At 70.5% G+C, this 17,322-nt stretch carries 17 protein-coding genes and 2 pseudogenes; 6 read left to right on the forward strand and 13 right to left on the reverse strand.

The annotated features are described in order from the left end of the window. Nucleotides 1–102 (forward strand): annotated as a pseudogene (locus tag F8271_RS21920) (IS982 family transposase); the annotation flags it as partial. A 61-nt stretch (nt 103–163) separates the two neighbouring features. After that, nucleotides 164–643 (forward strand): hypothetical protein, encoded by a 480-nt coding sequence (locus tag F8271_RS21925; protein WP_151491701.1) that lies wholly within the window; start codon nt 164–166, stop codon nt 641–643. A 316-nt stretch (nt 644–959) separates the two neighbouring features. On the opposite strand, the gene F8271_RS21930 is transcribed toward F8271_RS21925, so the two are convergent. Genes F8271_RS21930 through F8271_RS21965 form a run of 8 tightly spaced genes read right to left on the reverse strand, consistent with a single transcriptional unit; the run spans nt 960 to nt 9,612 of the window. Further along, nucleotides 960–2,351, reverse strand: coding sequence for a glutathionylspermidine synthase family protein (locus F8271_RS21930; RefSeq protein WP_151491702.1), 1,392 nt, complete (start codon nt 2,349–2,351; stop codon nt 960–962). 25 nt (nt 2,352–2,376) lie between these two features. Further along, nucleotides 2,377–3,393 carry an SIS domain-containing protein gene (locus F8271_RS21935; RefSeq protein WP_151491703.1) on the reverse strand — a complete coding sequence of 339 codons (1,017 nt, stop codon included), beginning with the start codon at nt 3,391–3,393 and terminating at the stop codon, nt 2,377–2,379. Next, on the reverse strand, nt 3,390–3,938 hold the full coding sequence (locus tag F8271_RS21940; protein WP_151491704.1) for a GNAT family N-acetyltransferase: 549 nt from the start codon (nt 3,936–3,938) through the stop codon (nt 3,390–3,392). The genes F8271_RS21935 and F8271_RS21940 overlap by 4 nt, the downstream gene beginning before the upstream one ends. Next, entirely contained in the window at nt 3,935–4,990 is a 1,056-nt protein-coding gene (locus tag F8271_RS21945; RefSeq protein ID WP_151491705.1) for a diiron oxygenase, read from the reverse strand. The genes F8271_RS21940 and F8271_RS21945 overlap by 4 nt, the downstream gene beginning before the upstream one ends. Beyond that, nucleotides 4,990–5,931, reverse strand: a complete 942-nt coding sequence (locus F8271_RS21950) for an O-methyltransferase (RefSeq protein WP_151491706.1) — start codon at nt 5,929–5,931, stop codon at nt 4,990–4,992. The genes F8271_RS21945 and F8271_RS21950 overlap by 1 nt, the downstream gene beginning before the upstream one ends. 36 nt (nt 5,932–5,967) lie before the next feature. Next, nucleotides 5,968–7,191: an MFS transporter gene (locus F8271_RS21955; protein ID WP_192580399.1), complete on the reverse strand. Its 1,224-nt coding sequence runs from the start codon at nt 7,189–7,191 to the stop codon at nt 5,968–5,970. Then, a complete protein-coding gene (locus F8271_RS21960) occupies nt 7,188–8,462 on the reverse strand; it encodes an ATP-grasp domain-containing protein (RefSeq protein WP_151491708.1) in 1,275 nt (424 codons plus the stop codon). The genes F8271_RS21955 and F8271_RS21960 overlap by 4 nt, the downstream gene beginning before the upstream one ends. Nucleotides 8,463–8,478: 16 nt before the next feature. After that, nucleotides 8,479–9,612, reverse strand: a complete 1,134-nt coding sequence (locus F8271_RS21965) for a GNAT family N-acetyltransferase (RefSeq protein ID WP_151491709.1) — start codon at nt 9,610–9,612, stop codon at nt 8,479–8,481. A 326-nt stretch (nt 9,613–9,938) separates the two neighbouring features. Between F8271_RS21965 and F8271_RS21970 the strand changes: the two genes are divergently transcribed. After that, nucleotides 9,939–10,940 carry a hypothetical protein gene (locus F8271_RS21970; protein ID WP_192580400.1) on the forward strand — a complete coding sequence of 334 codons (1,002 nt, stop codon included), beginning with the start codon at nt 9,939–9,941 and terminating at the stop codon, nt 10,938–10,940. Then, entirely contained in the window at nt 10,930–11,388 is a 459-nt protein-coding gene (locus F8271_RS21975) for a gamma-glutamylcyclotransferase family protein (protein ID WP_151491711.1), read from the forward strand. Before F8271_RS21970 ends, F8271_RS21975 begins: the two co-directional genes overlap by 11 nt. A gap of 64 nt (nt 11,389–11,452) precedes the next feature. On the opposite strand, the pseudogene F8271_RS21980 reads toward F8271_RS21975, so the two are convergent. The 5 genes and pseudogenes from F8271_RS21980 to F8271_RS33325 form a co-directional block, all read right to left on the reverse strand. After that, a pseudogene (locus F8271_RS21980) lies at nt 11,453–12,255 on the reverse strand (S-methyl-5'-thioadenosine phosphorylase). 31 nt (nt 12,256–12,286) lie between these two features. Further along, nucleotides 12,287–12,991 (reverse strand): acireductone synthase, encoded by a 705-nt coding sequence (mtnC, locus tag F8271_RS21985; RefSeq protein ID WP_225854683.1) that lies wholly within the window; start codon nt 12,989–12,991, stop codon nt 12,287–12,289. A 2-nt stretch (nt 12,992–12,993) separates the two neighbouring features. Then, entirely contained in the window at nt 12,994–13,569 is a 576-nt protein-coding gene (locus F8271_RS21990) for an acireductone dioxygenase (protein ID WP_151491712.1), read from the reverse strand. After that, nucleotides 13,566–14,213: a methylthioribulose 1-phosphate dehydratase gene (gene mtnB / locus F8271_RS21995; RefSeq protein ID WP_151491713.1), complete on the reverse strand. Its 648-nt coding sequence runs from the start codon at nt 14,211–14,213 to the stop codon at nt 13,566–13,568. Before mtnB ends, F8271_RS21990 begins: the two co-directional genes overlap by 4 nt. After that, the gene (locus F8271_RS33325) at nt 14,210–15,376 is read right to left on the reverse strand and encodes an adenine phosphoribosyltransferase (RefSeq protein WP_151491714.1); all 1,167 of its coding nucleotides are present in this window, start codon (nt 15,374–15,376) and stop codon (nt 14,210–14,212) included. The genes mtnB and F8271_RS33325 overlap by 4 nt, the downstream gene beginning before the upstream one ends. Nucleotides 15,377–15,410: 34 nt before the next feature. Here F8271_RS33325 and F8271_RS22005 point away from each other — a divergent pair, with 34 nt between their 5' ends. Further along, a complete protein-coding gene (locus F8271_RS22005) occupies nt 15,411–16,097 on the forward strand; it encodes a hypothetical protein (RefSeq protein WP_151491715.1) in 687 nt (228 codons plus the stop codon). Further along, nucleotides 16,097–16,990 carry a bifunctional diaminohydroxyphosphoribosylaminopyrimidine deaminase/5-amino-6-(5-phosphoribosylamino)uracil reductase RibD gene (ribD, locus tag F8271_RS22010; RefSeq protein WP_151491716.1) on the forward strand — a complete coding sequence of 298 codons (894 nt, stop codon included), beginning with the start codon at nt 16,097–16,099 and terminating at the stop codon, nt 16,988–16,990. The genes F8271_RS22005 and ribD overlap by 1 nt, the downstream gene beginning before the upstream one ends. Nucleotides 16,991–17,322 lie beyond the last annotated feature (332 nt).

Raw genomic sequence — 17,322 nt, forward strand, 5'->3', positions numbered from 1 at the left:
GTACGCGTCGCCCAACGCCTCCTCGCCATGGCCGCCGCGATCTGGCACAACAACAAGACCAGCGCACCCGTCACCCGGTCACTGATCGCCTACGACCACTGACCGGAATTCGGAACAACTCGTCTAGACGAGAGCCCTTCAAGGTGCTTTCGTCCTCGCCCCGGTGAAGCCGGACCCGGTCCGCAAGACCTTCCTGGCCGCGGCAGTCCTCGAACGGGCCGGTTACGACGTGGTCATCCTCGACCGGCGACTCGATCACGCCAGCCGCGTCCTGGTCGACGACCACCATGTCGCGTTGCTTGGCGTCGACAGCCTCGACCCTCGCAGGCTCATCTCCGGAGTCGGCTGGAAGCTGGCCATCGACGCCGGACTCGGCGTCGGACCGGCTGACTTCAACGCCGTGCTCCTGCGCCGATTCCCGCTCAGATCCGCAGCGACCAGGTTCCGGATTGGAAGGGTGACGTCCCCCAGCAACGCCGTAGTGCCACGGCCGCCCTCGCCGACCTTCAGCTACGCGATCCATGCGGATCCGTCCAACTCGCCGGAACCGCCGTCGGCGCTGCCTTCGTCGGCGTCGTCACGACATGCCTCGGAGTCGCGCAGGGCATCCGAACCGCCCTGTCCGGAGACGGCTTCGACGTGATCAACCTGCGCCTGCACACCGACGACGTCGATCTCGCTCCGGCAACCTGCGAGGTCGATGTAGTCGCGGCCCGCCTCTGCGCCCTGTAGGGGTGCTGGGCTCGGCGGACTGCTCCACGAATACGAACATGCGGCCTGACCAGCACGGATGACATTGTCGGCACCCGCAACACCAAGTGATCCACTGAGTACGAGCGAAGGGGCCGGTCGCCGACCGGCCCCTTCGGCGTTCGTCCAGCGATGGCCACAAGCCAGCACACCGTGCGGCACGACGATGTCCCGTGCCGAACCGGCCGGGCCTATCCCTCGCTCATGACTCAGGCCTGATCAGCAGTGGCGGGAACGGTGAACGCGCCGGTGACTCTGGTGCGCCGGTTGATGCCGTAGTTGAGGATCGCGCCGGCGTCGGCGGGCAGCGCCCGGACATCCGTGCCCGCGTAGCCGTCCGGAGTGACGAAGATTCCCCAGCCGGCCACCCAGCGGCCGACGGCCCCGGTCTCGGGATCCACGACCGGCTCCGTGCGGGGACGCACCCGCCTCTGCACGATGTGGCCGTCCTGGTCGACGGATGCGGCACGGAGCGCTAGAGCCCATTCCTGGTCGGTGCTCTCCCAGCCGACGACGATGCCGGTGCCACCGCACTCGCGCAACGGCTTGAGGATCAACTCGGCTCGCTGCGCGCGGCAGGATTCGACGAGCCCGGCGGTGGCCGTCCCGACGTTCGCGCCACCGGCGATCAGGCGCGACCACGGCAGCAGCCGGTCGACGAGGGCCTGCTCATCGGGGCCGAGGAGGCCCGGCGGCATCGCCGACAGCAGCGCCAGTGCGCCCTTGTTGGAGTACAGCGAGCTGTCCATCGGAGTGAACAGCGCCACCCGCCCGTCCTCGTGCGCCCGGAACAGCAACTCGGCGCGGTACGCGGCGGCCGGGTCGTCGAGCAGGTCGTCCACCGTGAAGAAACGCAGCACGACCCGGACCGGACGGCCGGCCACGGTGACGTGCCCATCCCGGTCGGCGATGTCGGACAGTTCGGCGAGCCGCAGGTCCAGCCCGTGCCGGGGCATCGCCTCGCGGACCGCCTCGACCAGACGCCGGTACTTGGCCAGGCCCCCGTCCGCGCAGACCAGCGCACACGCCACCGGCTCGTCCGGCCCGGCGCCCGCGGCGGCCCGCAACGCCGCGGCGAGCCGTGCCCCGGTGTCCACGAACGCCAGGTCGTGCTTCGCCGCGAACGCGCCGAATTCCGGGTGGCGCAGCAACGCGCGTTGCAGTTCGGCCCGGTCGGCGCCGCCGAGGTCGCTGGCGACGTTGAACTCGAGCAGCCGGTAACCGTCGCCGTCGTGGTACAGATCGGCCCGGCCGTAACGGGTCGCTCCACCGTGGGCGAAGCGGCGCAGCACCGCCCCGCGCGGGCCGTCGATGCCGAGGGCCGCGCAGTAACGGCCCAGATCGCCGTCGAACAACCGGCCGGGCACGGCGGTCAGCAGATCGAAGAACGCTAGGACGTCCGCCGCGGCGCCGTGCAGCTCCGCGTGGTCGGCGAAGAGCGGGCGGCTGAGCAGGTGCTCGCGCCAGCATGCGGCGTACGCGGGGGGCAGTTCGGTGTCGCGTACGGCATATCGCAGTGTTCCGGTGGCGTCGTTGAACTCGCCGGTCACTCGGGCCGCGGCCGACCGCGCCGCCGGCGCGATGACGTGAGCCGGGGTCATCGGGGCCCGCCCGGCCGGCGTGTGGTCACAGTTTGACCGCCCGGATCGCGCTGTTCCACGGCTCCTCCTCGAGGTGCGTGAGGTCGGGGCTGGCGCCGAGCCGCTGGGCCGCCAGGGACACGAGCCGATGGAACGGCACGACGGCTACCAGCGGGCGCAGCAGCGGGTGGACCGCGGCGAACGGCAGGTCGGCGTCGTCCTCGGCGGCGCAGACGAACGTGCGGGACCCGAGCGAGGTCAGGAGTTGCCGCAGCGCGTCGGTCCGGTCGCCGTCGGGCCGGGCCGGCCGGATCAGGTAGGCGACCGTGCTGCTACGGAACACCGCCGGCGTCCCGTGCAGCGCGAATTCGGTGTGCATCCCCTCGGCCCAGCGGTAGGTCCCCTCCTTGATCTTGAGGGCGGCCTCCTGCGCGGTCATGGCGTCCACCCCAGTGCCGGTCAGCAGAGCGGGGTCGGGGCCGCTGGAGGCGAGCGCGTCCACCGCGGCGTCGGCGATCGGCAGCTCCAGGGTGCGGCGGAGCGCGTCCGGGACGCCCGGCAGCGCCTCGGTGAGCGGGGCGGCCTCGTCGCCGAGCAGCTCACCGACGAGGCATGCCAGCACGGCGAGCGCGGTGACGTACGAGACGGTGTGAGTGCTGGCCCGCTCCTGCGGGCAGGTGCGCAGCACGACGTCGGCGGGCGGTTCGGCCGGGCCGGCGCCGGTGATCGCCACCGTGTATGCGCCGACGTCGGCGGCCCGGCGCAGCACCTCGTTCGGGTACGCCTTGGTGCCACGGTGGCTCACCACCACCACCTGGTCGCCGGGCGCCAGCACGCCGGTGAGGGCGAGGTCGTGGGCGTCCAGCGCAGCCGTGTGCACCCGCCCGCCGCTGAGCTCGCGCACCCACTCGGCGGCGACCCGGCAGGCGTGCAACGAGCTGCCGATGCCGGTGAACAGCACCGGTCGCGCGGGGTCGAGCCGTGGCACGGGGACGGCGGTCAGCACGCTGCTGACTGCGTCCGGCTGCTCGGCGACGTGCTGGTCGAAGGCGGCGGTCGTCATCGGGTTTCACCCATCCGCGGCACGTCGCCACCCTGCAGGTAGTGGTCGATGTTCCGCTCGTAGAAGCGTTGGTAGATCGCCAAGTCAATCAGCTCACCGTGCTTGCGGCCGATCCGGGTTAGTGCGCCGCCCGGGACGTAGCCGACCGCCTCCAGCATCCGGATCGACGCCGTGTTCGTCGATGTGGTCAGGCCCAGCACGGTGGTGAACCCGGCTTCTTCGGCGTGGTAAGAGAGCCAGGCACAGAGCTGCCGGCCGATGCCCGCGCCGTGGCTCTCGGGCGCCACGTAGATGGAGATCTCCGCGCTGACGCGGTATCCGCCCCGGGAGGCGAACGGGCTCAGGCAGCCGTACCCGATCAGCCGGCCGTCGTGCTCCAGACCGATCGCGCGGTAGCGATCGTCGTGATGGTCCAGCCAGCCGGCCATGTCGGCGACGGTCTTCTCGTCGGTGTCCAGGGTCGCCGTCGTGTTCCGTACGGCGTGGTTGTAGATGCGGGTGACTTCCGGCAGATCGCCGGGCGTCAGTGGTCGGATGGTGGTCACACCAGCACCTCCTTCAGCAGGTCGTGCCGCAGGAACTCGGCGCGGATCCGCTCGCTGTCCATTGCTCCGAGCTCGGTGAAGTAGCGGACCGTCTGGGCGGCGGTCTCCCGGGCGTACGCGGAGACGACGTGGTCCGGGTAAGTCTCCGCGAGCACCTGCTCGACCTGATCCGGCGTGAGGCCGTAGCCGAGGAGTTCGTCGCGCAGCCCGGGCAGGTCCGGCCGGATGAAAGTCATGATCAACTCGGGGACGAGGGCGACCGCCTGCTCCCGCAGCGTCGGGTCAAGCTGGCCCCACATCACCCGCAGGAACGCCACGAAGTAGGCGTGGTGTCGGCCCTCGTCCAGGGCGTGGTCGCGGATGGACTCCCGGATGGCAGGGGCGATCCGGGTGTCCGCGCTACTCTCGGCGAGGGTGGCCGAAATCAGCGTCTCGGAGCAGATCACGAACATGATCTCCACCAGCGGCGCCAGGCGCGGGCCGACGCGCTCGCGGATCTCGGCGAGGCGGCGCAGGAGGTACGGATGCCTGTCCAGGCGGGGCCGGACGCCGGTGGTCCGCTCGATCTGGCGGATCAGGTCCGCACAGAACAGCGCGTGGTACGCCTCATCGCAGTAGATCTTGTAGGCGTCGAAGCGCATGTCCTCGTGGACCCGGACGCCGATGGTGCCGTGCGCGATGCCGAGGGCGGTGCGGTTGACGACCAGGTGCTCGAGCTTCGCCGTGAAGTCGAGGTAGCGGTAGGCGTGCTGGGTGAGCACCTGGGCGAACTCGCCCGGCGGCAGTTCCCGGACCAGCGGGTGGCCAGCGATCGGCACCAGTTCAGCGGGGAACAGCTCACCGGGACCGACGTCGTCCAGGATCCGGCGTGGAGTACGCCGCACCGCTGAACGCTCGAACCAGGTGGTGAACGGGCTGCGGTACGCCTGCGCGCCGGCCTCCCCTTCGCCCTCCTCGAGCGGCTGCGAAGCGGTGTCGGTGCGCAGCAGCGAGTCCCTCGGGCAGGTGACGACCGCGGAGCAGCCCACGAACAGACCGACGACGCCGCACATCAGTTCGTCCCGGCCGGCGCGGTGATCCGGCGGCGGTAGACTCCGAGGCCCTCGGTCGTGGCGAACGTCCGCTGGACGTCGTAGTGCTCGTCGAGGTGCCGCTGAAACTTGGTGTACTGCCGGCGGTTGTTTGCGACGCGGCCGGTGAAGTAGCTGTTCCCGGTGAGGTTCTCGAGCAGCATGTTGTGCGCGACGAGCACACCGCCGGGCCGGATCGCCGGCGTGGTCGCCTCCATGATCGGGTAATAGATCGCCTTGTCGATCATGTACTCGGGAACCCCGGTGAGCGGGCCTTCGGCATCCAGCACACACAGGTCCACCTCGGGCAACCGGGCGCCGGCCGCGATGGCGTCAGTGGCCAGGAAGTCGATGTCGCCGGCCATATCCAGCGCTTCCAGGTTGCGCCGGGCGAGGTCCATCGCCGCGACGTCGATGTCGATCAGGGTGGCCCGGCCCCCGGCGGCCCGGATGCCCGGCATCGCCCACACCGCCCAGTAGCCGTAGTACGAGCCGGGGAAGACGGTGTGGCGCGGCGCGATCAGGTGCGCGAGCGCGAACAGCAGCCGCGCCTCCTCGGGGAAGATGTAGGTCATCCGGTCGCCGTGGAAGAAGGTCTCCTCCACCCGGCGGCGAAGTGCGGTGTACTCCTCCTCCGGGTAACGCGTCGCGTCGATGACCCCGAGATCGCGGAGTGTGCTGAGGCTCCGCTCGACGTAGGCCCGCTCGTCCACCGGGAACCGGCTGGAGAGGTTGAGCTGGTCGACGGTCAGCCCGAGTTCGTCGGCGCTGACCACCCCGGAGTTGAGCCACCGGCAGTACGCGGCGCGGTCCACGCCGCCCCGGCAGAAGGCCCGGTATTCGCCGAAGGCCCTCAGTGCCCCGTCGATCCGGTCGTACGCCGTTCCGGTGGCGGGTCTGGTAGCGATGATGCCTGCGCTCACGGTCCTGCCTTTCTGTTCGGTGAAGTTCTGGCCCCGTCACGGGGTGGGGACGGTCGCCTCGCGTCGATGGGCGGCACCCGTCCGTCGGGTGGTCACAATGAGGACGGCGGCGACGGCGCCGAACACGAGCAGCAGCCACCACAGCAGGGCCGGGTCCGTGTCGAGCAGGATCGCCGCGCCGGCCGGGGCGAGCGCGCCCGCCGCACCGATGAAGATCTGGTTGAAGGCGAGGTACGAGCCCCGCTCGCCCTCCGGCGCGAGAGCGGTGAGCAGGACCATCACCGCCTGGGAGGAGAGCATTTCGCCGATCGTGTAGACCACCATGCCGGCGATCAGCGCGGCCACCACGGCCGAGGTGGACAGGGCGCCGGCGCTGAGCAACGCGATCATCAGGCCGCCGTGCAGCAGGGCGCCGATCGCGGCCACCACGCGTGGCGGACGGTTCTCGACCCGATGCGCCACCGGCAGTTGCAGCAGCGTCAGCAGCGCGGTGTTGACGGTGAACAGCACACTGACCGTCCACGACGGCAGCGCCAGATCCTCGATCAGCACCACGGGCAGCGCCACCTCGACGCCGAGCGCGAGCACCCAGAGCACGGCGCCGGCCGCCACCACGGACCCGAACGCCCGATCGCGCCACGGCTGGGTCCGCGCCACCGGGGTGGCCGGGGCCGCCTCGCCCTTCGCCGCTCGCAGCGGCAGGTAGCAGGCCGCCGCGGCGAGGAAGCTGACCGCGTTGATCAGCCCGAGCAGCGCGTACCGGCCGTCGAGCGTGGTGAGGGCGAGACCGGCGAGCAGCGCGCCGGCGCCGAACCCCGCGTTGAACAGCACCCGGGAGAGCGCCAGCCAGCGGCTGCGCTCACCCTCCGGGGCCAGCGCGGTGGCCAGCACCGGAACGCTGGCCTGCTCGGCCCGGTTGCAGAGCGCGATCAGCGCGCTGAGCAGCATGAAGACCACGAAGTTGCGGGTGGTCAGGTAGCCGAGGTAGGCCAGCCCGCGCAGAACCGCGGCGGCGATCAGCACCGGCCGGGGCCCGAACCGGTCGGCCGCTCGTCCCACGGCCGGCAGCAACGGCAGGGTGGCCAACGCCGCCACGGTGAGGCCGACGCCGATCCGGGCGAGGGAGACGTCCAGCAGATCGCGGAAGAACAACAGCATGAACGGGTAGTAGAAACCGTTGCCCAGCGCGTTGATGAGGCCGGCCGCAGAGAACCACGGCAGCCCGGGCCCGCGGGGCAGCGAGGCTCGCAGACCGGTCACGCGCCGGCGTCCGGCGCGTCGCGACAGAGGACGCTGAGCTGACCGACCGCGGCGTCGGCCCAGCGGGCCGCCTCGGCGGACGTCGGGGCGCTCACCACGAGATGGCCGAGCACATCGGCGTTGCTGCGCGCCGGGCGGACCGGCATACCGGGCCGCGCGTAGATATCCAGCTCGACGACGCCCGGCACCCGCTGGGCGAGGTCCGCGCCGAGGATGACGTCGAGCACGCCCACCGCCGAGGCCGTCAGGTATCGCGAGGCGGCTCCCGCCTGCCGGCTCGGGGTGAGCGCCGGGCGCCCGCCGCAGTGCATCCGCAGGACCTCGCGGGGCAGGTCGAGGCCCGTGCTCTCGCGGATCACCCGGCCGATCTGTGCGCCACCCAGCCGGGCGTTGATCTCGATCAGCTTGGGGCCGCCGGCGGTCATCTTGAGTTCCACGTGGGTCGCGCCGAAGTCGTGGCCGATCGCGTCCAGCGCGGCGAGCGCCACCCGTACGCACTCGTCCTGGACTTCCTGCGGCAGCGACGACGGGAACGTCTCGCCGATCTCGGCGAACCACGGGTGCCGGTCGAGGCCCTTGTCGGTGACGCCGATGACGTGCCGCTGGCCGTCCACGGTCACCGACTCGACGCTGAGCTCGTACCCGATCAGGTATTCCTCGACGAGCACGCCGGCCGGCTTGGCGAGCCCGCGGAAGTCGGTCGCGACGGCGGTCAGCACGGCGAAGTGGGCACGGACCTCCTGCGGCGTACGGCACAACTGCACGCCGATGCTGGCCGCCTCGGTCATCGGCTTGACCACGCACGGATAGCCGACGGCGGTGGCCGCGTCGAGTGCTTCCGCCTCGGTCAGCGCGTGCACCGAGCGAGGCGCGGGAACACCCGCGGCTTCGCAGGCCCGGCGCGTACGCAATTTGTCGCGCGCATTGCGGGCCGCCTCGGGCGACAGTCCCGGCAACCCGAACGCGGCGGCGACGTCGGCGACGATAGTCACGTAGTAGTCGATGATGGTCATCACGCCAGCCAGCCGGCCGGCCTCGTGATGCTTGCTCAACGCCTCGATGACGGCCGCGGCGCTCGTGGTGTCCGCGATGACGAGTTCGTCGGCGCAGCTCTCGAACGCTTCAGTGGCCCCGGCCGGGTCGGCGTAACGGCTCAGATCGTTGGTCACGAAGACGGTACGGAAGCCCAGTTCGCGGGCGATCCGTAACGGCTCCAGCCCGAACCCGCCGCGGCCACTCTCCACCAGCACGAAGTCGGTACGCTCGGTCATCTGTGTGCTCCTCGGCTCAGGCGCCGGCGCCGGCGGGCGCCAGCGGCAGCAGGAAAGCGTTCTGGTCGGCGGCGAGGCAGCCACGCGAACGCTTGGCCTCCTCACTGCCCATGCCGTAGTGGATCCCGGTGATGCCGTGGCTCGGCGCGAGCTCGGCGGGGCGGTAATAGAGCACCTCGAAGTAGAGCGGCAGGGCGCCCTGCCAGGCGTAGTCGAAGCCGGCTTGGCGCGCGTACCACTGCCCTTGGTGGCGCAGCAGCGTGCCGAAGCCGCGCACCTCGCCGTCTCCCACCGCGGTGCAGATCTGCAGTTCGTCGCCGAAGACGTCGAGCATCTCGCGCAGGGTGGCCTCGGTCTGTGCGGCCGTCCAAGTCAGGCCGTACTTGTGCATCAGCTCCTCCTCCAGCACGCCGAGCCGTGGGATCAGCGCGGGATCGAGAGGGCCGATGCCGACGGTGACGCCAGCGGCGGCCACGTGGCGGCGCTCGGCCAGGACCCGGCGGCGGCGTTTGGGCGACAGTCGCGCCAGCAGCCCTTCGAAGCCGTCGCTGGCGAGTGGCAGCCGGCTGTAACGCCCGGACTGGTGGGAGAGGTAGCCACGGGCGCTGAGGACCTCGCGCAGCAGGTCGTCGGGCTCGTCGACGAACGGGAACGCCACCGAGCGGGCCCCGGACTCGGCGGCGAACCGCTCGGCGCGCGACACCAGCTCGGTGATCAGGCCGGTGGCCTCGCCGGCGGTGAGCCCGGGATCGCGCAACACGCGGCTGCGGCCCATGTGCCGGCCTCCGCAGACCAGGCTGGGCAGCAACCGCGGCCCGGCGGAAGTGCCGAGCCGGTCCAGGAGGTCTCTCGCGCCCGGCCGGTCGTCGTCCGCGCTGAAGCCGAGCAGAGTGTCCGGGCGGCCCAGCACCCACGGCGAGGATTCGGTGGCGAGGGCGGTGGCGAGAGCCGCCACCGGCCCGTCTGGGCCGCCGCGCAGCAGGTAACGCATGGGCGCACCGGCTGTCCGCTCAGCCACCTCGAGCCAGCGGGCGCCCAGGAAGAGGTCGTCCGGGCCGACCAGCCGGTCCCAGCCCAGCCGGACCGCCTCCGCGGCGGAGTCGACCTCGGTCAGGCCGCCGTCGGCGCGCAACAGCATCACGTCTCGCACTCCCAGACATCCGTCGTGAACCTGAAGGAAGGGGTAGCCGGATGTGCGGACGCCGGTGACGCGGCAGCATCGAGTCCCGGTCGCTGACCCCGTCGCGACTGGCTTGCCCACCCTGCCAAAACTTCACTGCGTCGGTCTAGATCACAGGCATGACATCAAGTGGACACGACCGTTACGGCCATGACTGAACATATAGGACGGATTGTGATTGCGATCTATAAATATTGACAACGTCGCATCAAATTATGATGGTCTAACCGAAGTTCAGGCCGTCACGCCAACGATGTCGGGGCGATGGTTAAACGAGGGAACCGCTAATGGACATCATGCTGTCTGCACTTGACGAAGCTCGCGCGCTGTACCGCCACGCCATCGACAACCCGGGCTGGTCCCCGGTCAGCGCCGTGCACACCACAGGACTCTCCCCTTCCGGCGTACAGGCGGCGATCCATACGCTGCTGAGCGTCGGACTGCTCGAGGACTGTCCGGAGTCGCTGAGCGGCACCCGGGCCGTGGCCACCGGCACGGCGCTCTCCCGGCTCGTCGACGCCGGCCGGGCCACCGCGGAGATGCACCACCGCCGACTGGATTTCCTCAGCTCCGCCGTGCCGTTCGTGGCGCAGGAAGCGATGGCGTCCGCGCAGACGAACCGGGTGCCGGTCGAGACCGAGATCGTGACCGGCGCCGACCGGATCGCGATCGCCCTGGACCACTGCACGGCCGGCGCCACCGACGAGGTGGTCAGCCTCGAGCCGGAACGCAACCCGGCTCTCGCCGAGTGGGAGCGCATCGGCCGCCGGTACCGCGGCACCGCCGAGCGCGGCGTCATCACCCGCAGCGTGCACCGCACCGGGGAGACCGAGCAGCGCAGCCGGCGCCTCGCCGAGCTGATCGGCGCCGGCATCGACGTCCGGACCGCGCCCGTCGTCCCGTTCCCGCTCCTGGTCGTCGACAGGCGCCTCGCCGTCGTCTCCGACCCGACGTCCCGCAACGACGAGAGCGCCCTCATCATCAAGTGCACCACCGTCGCCCATGTCCTGCACCAGGTGTTCGAGCAGTACTGGCAGGTCGCGGTCCCGCCGGTCCGGTCGGGCACGGACGGGCCGCTGGACACCATCTACCGGCGTACCATCCTGCGTCTGATGGCCGGCGGCCTCAAGGACGAGTCGATCGCCCGGGAGATGGGCGTCTCGGTGCGCACCCTGCGCCGGCAGATCGCCGACCTGATGGAGGAAGTGGGTCTGCGGACCCGCTTCCAGCTCGGCGCGCATGCCCAGGCGACCTCGTGGATCGGCCACACGCCGGAGCGGCCGACCCATGTCGCATGACCGTCCCCGGCTGGCTCAGGCGCCGCAGCGGCTCTTCGTCTACGGCAGCTTGACGTTCCCCGGCGTCCTGGCCGTCCTGCTCGGCCGGGTGCCGCAGCTCACGCCGGGCGCTGCCACCGGCTGGCGTGCCGCGGCGTTGCGCGACCGGCTGTTTCCCGGCCTGGTCCCGGCGGCCGGCGGCGGGTCGCCTCAGGTGGTGAAGGGTCAGGTCGTCGCAGGGCTGTCCGCGGCCGAGTGGGCGATCCTCGACGACTTCGAGGGGCCGCTCTATGATCTGCGCCGTCTGCGGCTCGACGACGGCACGACCGCCCATGCGTACGTCTGCACGGCCGACACGCTCGTGCTGGACACCGATTGGGATCGCGCCGCCTTCGCTGCGGGACACCTGAGCTCCTATCTGTCGATGTGCTCCGGCTGGCTGGCCCGCAGCACCGTCCCGGGTGCCTGAGGGCCCGGCCCGGCTACCGGCCGCGGCGGCGAGCTCGCCGCCGCGGCCGTCCCGTGGGTCCTGATCAGGGCAGGACGAACGGAAGGTCGATGCCGTCCAGAACGGACCCGCACCCGCACGTACGGTCGGCGGGCGCTTGTGCGACGGCCCTGCCGATCAGGTCCCGAAGCTTGTCGACGTTCTTCGCGAACACCCGGAACACCTCGGCCTGGTCAACGCTCTCGTGCCCGCCGATACCGGCGTCGTAGTCGGTGACCAGCGCGATCGGGGTGTAGCAGAGGGCCAGTTCGCGGGCGAGCACCGCCTCCGGGTGCCCGGTCATGTTGATCAGCGACCAGCCCGCGGAGACGTACCACTGGGACTCGGCCCGAGTGGAGAATCGAGGGCCCTCCACCACCACCATCGTGCCGCCGTCGTGAGCTGGCTCGGCGGGATCGGCGGCGCCGAGGGCGACCGAGCGCAACTGCGGGCAGTACGGATCCGCGAACGACAGGTGCACCCCGCCCTCGTCGTAGAAGGTCTGGGCCCGTACCTGGTGCGGTCGACCAGCTGATCGGGGACGGCCACGGTGCCCGGCGGCAGCTCGGTGCGCAGCGACCCGACCGCGCACGGCGCGAAGATCTGCCGGACGCCGAGAGAACGCAGGGCCCACATGTTCGCGCGGTAGTTGATGCGGTGCGGCGGGAACCGGTGATCGCGACCGTGCCGGGCCAGGAAGGCGACTCGGCGGCCGCCGAGCTCGCCGATCCGGATCGGATCCGAGGGGTCGCCGTAGGGCGTCTCGATCGACACCTCCTCGGCCTCGGCCAACAGCTCGTAGAAGCCACTGCCACCGATGACGCCGATGTCGGCGCGTGCATTGCTCATGTCGATCCTGTTCTGCGACGGTGCGAATCGGTCAGCCGGCGCGGACGGCGAGCCCGGCGTCCAGCTGAGAAACGGTGTGATGCCCGGGCACGACGCGACCGCGGTGGTCACCGTCGCGCCGGACACCGGTGGTCAGCCAACCGGCCGCGGCCGCGGCGTCCAGCTCTTCGGCGACGTCGCTGAGGAACAACGTCTGCGCCGCCGGCACGCCGATCGCCGCGGAGATGGCCGCGTACGAGGCGGCCGACCTCTTCCCGCCCGCGGTCTCGAGGTCGAAGAAACCGGAGAGGCGCCGGGTGAGATCGCCGTGCCGGGTATGGGCGAACCAGTCCCGCTGAGCCGCGACGGAACCGGACGAGTAGATGAACTGCGCGATGCCCGCACGGCTCCACTGGGCCAGCACCCCGGGCACCTCGTCGTAGACATGCCCGTGCAGGGTCCCGTCGGCATATCCGCTCGACCACAGCAGGCCCTGCAGCATCTTCAGCGGTGGCGCCTTGACGTCGCGGTCGCTCCACCCGGTCAACGCGGACCGCACGCCGGCCTCGTCCAAGTCGGGCGACCCCAGGTGGGTGCGCACGCCCGCCACGACGGCATGCCAGGAATCGGTGCCACGGCTGGCGGTGAACCACTCGCCGATCCGCGCTCGGGCATAGGGAAACAGCACTTCATGGACGTACGACATCGAGCCGGTCGTGCCCTCGATGTCCAGCACCACGGCTCGGATGTCGGGCACCGTCAGCCGTACACGGCCAGCAGGTCGTCCAGTTTCGGGAACGCTGCAGCGATCGACTCCTCAGCGAAGTCACCCACCCAGCCGTCGGCCTCCCGGAAGAACCGGATCGCGGTGAAGTCCGGGCGCGCACCCATGTCGAACCAGTGCAGCGTCCCGGCCGGGACCGACAGCAGGTCCCCCGCCGCGCAGACCAGGGCATAGACCTTGTCGCCGAGGTGCAGGTAGAAGCAACCGGTGCCGGCCGCCAAGAACCGCACCTCGTCCTCGGCGTGGCGGTGTTCCTCCAGGAACATGTTGCGCGCCGCGGCGGCCTTCTCCTGCCACGCGGCGGTGGGTTCGGGGTGCAGCTGGACCGCGTCGACGACACGCAGCCCTTCGGCGTCCATCAGGGCTCGCACCTCGTCGTCGTAACGGGCCAGCGCCTCGTCGTTGTCGCAGCCGGTCACGTCCGCGCGCAGCGTCCACTGGCGCAACTCGACCGAGTGCTCGCGCAGGGCCACAACGATCGTCTGGTGATCCGTGGTCCTCAGCTCGACGTCGTGCGGCGCGTCGACGGGCATGATCTGCAGCAGAGTCACAGGGGTACTCCTCGGAAGTCGGTAAGCATCAGGACCTGGCAGATGGACTCCAGGCATTCCAGCCGGTTACGGGCCTGCGACAGATCCCGGCCCCAGGTGGTGATGCCGTGGTCGGTGATCAGCAGGCCGGGAGGCGCCGACGGGTACGCGGTGAGGTGTTCCTCGACGTCGGCGGCGATCCGCGGGACATCGGCCCAGTTCGCGTAGATCGGCACGCCGGTGGCCGACGGGTCGGCGATCCCGAGCCCTTTGAGCAGCTCGAATCGGGTCAGCGGCAGGATCGCCAGGCCGGTCTGCAGTCCGTTGCGGCGCGCCACCGCCGTCGCGTAGGGCGAGTGCACGTGCACGACCGCCGCCGCGTCCGTCGTGCGGTAGACGGCGGCATGGATGCACGTCTCGGCGGACGGCCGGGGCTGGCCGGGACGGGACGGCGCGCCGCTCTCGGCCCAGATCTCGATCATGTCGTCGGCGGTGAGCTCGCCCTTGTTCCGCCCGCTCGCCGTGATCAGTGCCCGGTCGCCGAACCGCACCGACAGGTTGCCGGCCGTCCCGGGCATCCAGCCGAGTTCGTACAACGACCGGGAGTATGCGGCGAGTTCGGCCGCGAGTTCGGTGGGGCTGGCGCCGGGCGCGACGATCGTCATGCCGGCACCTCGCAGAGGGTCAGCAGGCGGTGCCGCTCCAACCGCTGCCGGCCGTCGAGGCCGTCGAGCGCCAGCAGGACGACCATGCCGGTGACCGTGCCACCGGCCGCGTCCACCAGCTCCGCGGCGGCGCCGAGCGTACCGCCGGTGGCCAGCACGTCGTCCACGCACACCACCCGTTCGCCGGGCGTCACCGTATTCTGCTGCAGCTCCAGGGCGTCGTCGCCGTACTCGAGCGTGTAACGGGCCCGGTGCACGGCGCCGGGCAGTTTGCCGGCCTTGCGCGCGAGCGTCAGCGGCACCCGGGCCTTCGCGGCGAGCACCGCGCCGAGCACGAAACCACGCGACTCGATCGCCACCACCCGGTCGAATCCGGTTCCCAGCAGGTCGACGACATGCTGCGCCGCGTCCTCCAGCAAACCCGGCTCGGCGTAGACGCCGGCCAGGTCGCGGAACGACACACCGGGCTTCGGATAGTCGGGGAACGTCGCCAGCGCCGCAGCGATCCGGTCGGCCATCGCTCCGGATCCGGGATCCGGTCGGCCCGGGCGCACCGTGCGCCGCTGCGAGACCAGGGCGGTGACAAGGTGGGCCGGGGTGACATCAAAACCCGGATTGTGTACGGCGGATCCGGCCGGCGCGGTGGCGACCCCGGCAACGGCCAGCACCTCCGCCGGCTCGCGCTGCTCGACGACGATGCCGCGCCCATCCGGCAGGGACGTGTCCCAGGTGGACTCCGGTGCGACGACGATCATCGGTACGTCGTGCGCCGCCGCGGCAAGGGCGACCGCGTACGTGCCGACCTTGTTCGCGAAGTCGCCGTTGCCGGCGATCCGGTCCGCGCCGACCAGAACACAATCGACCAGCCCCTGTGCCATGGCCGTGGCGGCGGCGGAGTCCACCTGCAGGCGGCACGGCACCCCGGCCTCCCGCAACTCCCACATGGTCAGCCGGGCGCCCTGCAGCAGGGGCCTCGTCTCGTTCACGAGCACGTCGGCCACCCGGCCGCGCCGGGCGAGCTCCAGGATGACGCCCAGCGCGGTGCCGACGGCGGCGGTGGCCAGCCGTCCGGTGTTGCAGTGGGTCAGCAGGCGCAGCGGCCGGTCCGGGCAAGACTCACCCCACGAAATCCCTGTCCAGCGCCCCGCGCCGCGAGAACGCAACAGCCCTGCCCAGTACGCCGAGTCCGCAGCATGGTTGAACCAGTCGCTCGACGATGCCCCGGCCGCTCATCACTGGACCGGGAAGGCGCTCTCCTGGACCGATCAGATCGCTGATCCAATCATGACCGCGTGGGCGATGTATCGCAGCAGCCAGCACTGGCTCATCGCCGGGAAGCCGCATCGTGCTGTCGAACGGGCCGGCGCCGCCATGGTCCACGACACGAAGGTGCCCAGCCCGGTGCGGGCGGCGCTTCGCGTTCAACATGCTCACGCCCTCGCCGCAGTTGGGGACAACCGTGAAGCGATGCAGCTCCTCGACGACGCGCATCGTTGGGCCGCCGACCGTGGCCCAGGTAAGCCCGAAGGGGAGCACGGCTCTTACTGCACGAGTGGGTACATCGAAGTTCACCGCAGGACCTGTCTCCGGCTCGGGCAGCGTCCCGACGAGGCCATCGCGGTGCTGGACGCGGCGCTGCCGTCGATCCCGTCGCTTCATCGCCAGGACTTCACCTCAGCCCTGCTAAGCAAGGCCGCAGCGCATGTCGCGGCCGACCAGCCTGACCAGGCCGCCGCCACCGCGCGTATCGCCCTGCCGGTCGCCCGTCGCGCTGGATCGCGGCGCATCCTGCACGAACTCGCCCAGATCGGCTCGGCGGTAGACGAACACCGTCACCTGGCCGACGTTCGCGCGTTCCTCGACGACCTCGTGGAGACCCCCTGATGGCATCAGAGGTAGAGCTGGCCGCGATGCGGCACGCCGTCACGCTGTCGGCCCTTGGGCTGGGCACCACGAGCCCGAACCCGCCCGTCGGATGCGTCATTCTGAACCAGGATGGAACGACCGTGGGTGCAGGGTTTCACCGCCGCAAGGGCGAGCCGCACGCCGAAGTGCACGCCCTCACCGCCGCTGGAGACGCGGCTCGTGGCGGGACAGCCGTCGTCACGCTTGAGCCATGTAACCATGTCGGTGTCACACCGGCGTGCCGCCAAGCGCTGCTCGACGCCGGCATTTCCCGCGTCATCATCGGCGTCATCGACCCAACCTCGCGCGGCGAAGGCGGTGCCGCAACGCTCGCTGCCGCAGGCGTCGAGGTCGAAACCGACGTGCTGCACGACGAAGCCCTCACGGTGCTTGGCCCCTGGCTGACCGCAACCACGCGCCGGAGACCCTACCTGACATGGGCGTACGCCCCCGACGACGGGCGTCAACAGGCGGCGGAGAGACATCTTCTGCTCGATCTGCGCGGTGGCGCGGATCTCGTCGTAGCGGACAAGACCCTCTACGAGGGCATCCCCGGCGGTCACACCGCAGAGCATTTCGCACTGCCGGGGCAAGCCGATATTGACGTCGGCCCGCTGCGGTGGTTGTCGGCCGCCTATGCAGTCGGCGCACGTAGCGTGCTCGTCGTCGGGCATGAGTACGCCGAAGCACTGCGATCGCACCTGCACGCCGTCGACGAGGTCATCATCTCTGTGTCGCGAGCTGATCCGTCCAGGGCACTTAACACCGTCGACCCTGACCTCATAAGGAACGACTTCCACCTCGTTGCAGTGACCACAGCTGCGGACTCGTTGAGGGTCCACCTGCGGCGCTCCGCGCACAACGTGGAGTAGCACCCCAGCGCCCCCAGAGCCAAAGCAAAGTTAGTTGATCTTCGTTGTTCCTGATGAGCGCAGTGGCCCTGATGTACGGACGCGGCCTTCCTTAGTAGACGATGGCGGTTCTCTACGCCAACCGTCGTCTACCAGAAAGGCCGCTCGTGTCAGTCTCGCATGCGGTCACTGAAGTTCCACCCTGGGACCGGTCACCGGGGTTTCAGGGAGTGTCAAGTTAACGGCTGATCTTGGTTGTTGAGGTGGTCAGTCGTTGGCCGGGGTGAGCCGGCCCTCGAAGGCGATCTGGAAGGCGTTCAGGGGTGCTTTCCAGCGCATGGTCCAGCGGCGGC

The organism is Micromonospora sp. ALFpr18c (genome assembly GCF_008868155.1).
GTDB lineage: Bacteria > Actinomycetota > Actinomycetes > Mycobacteriales > Micromonosporaceae > Micromonospora.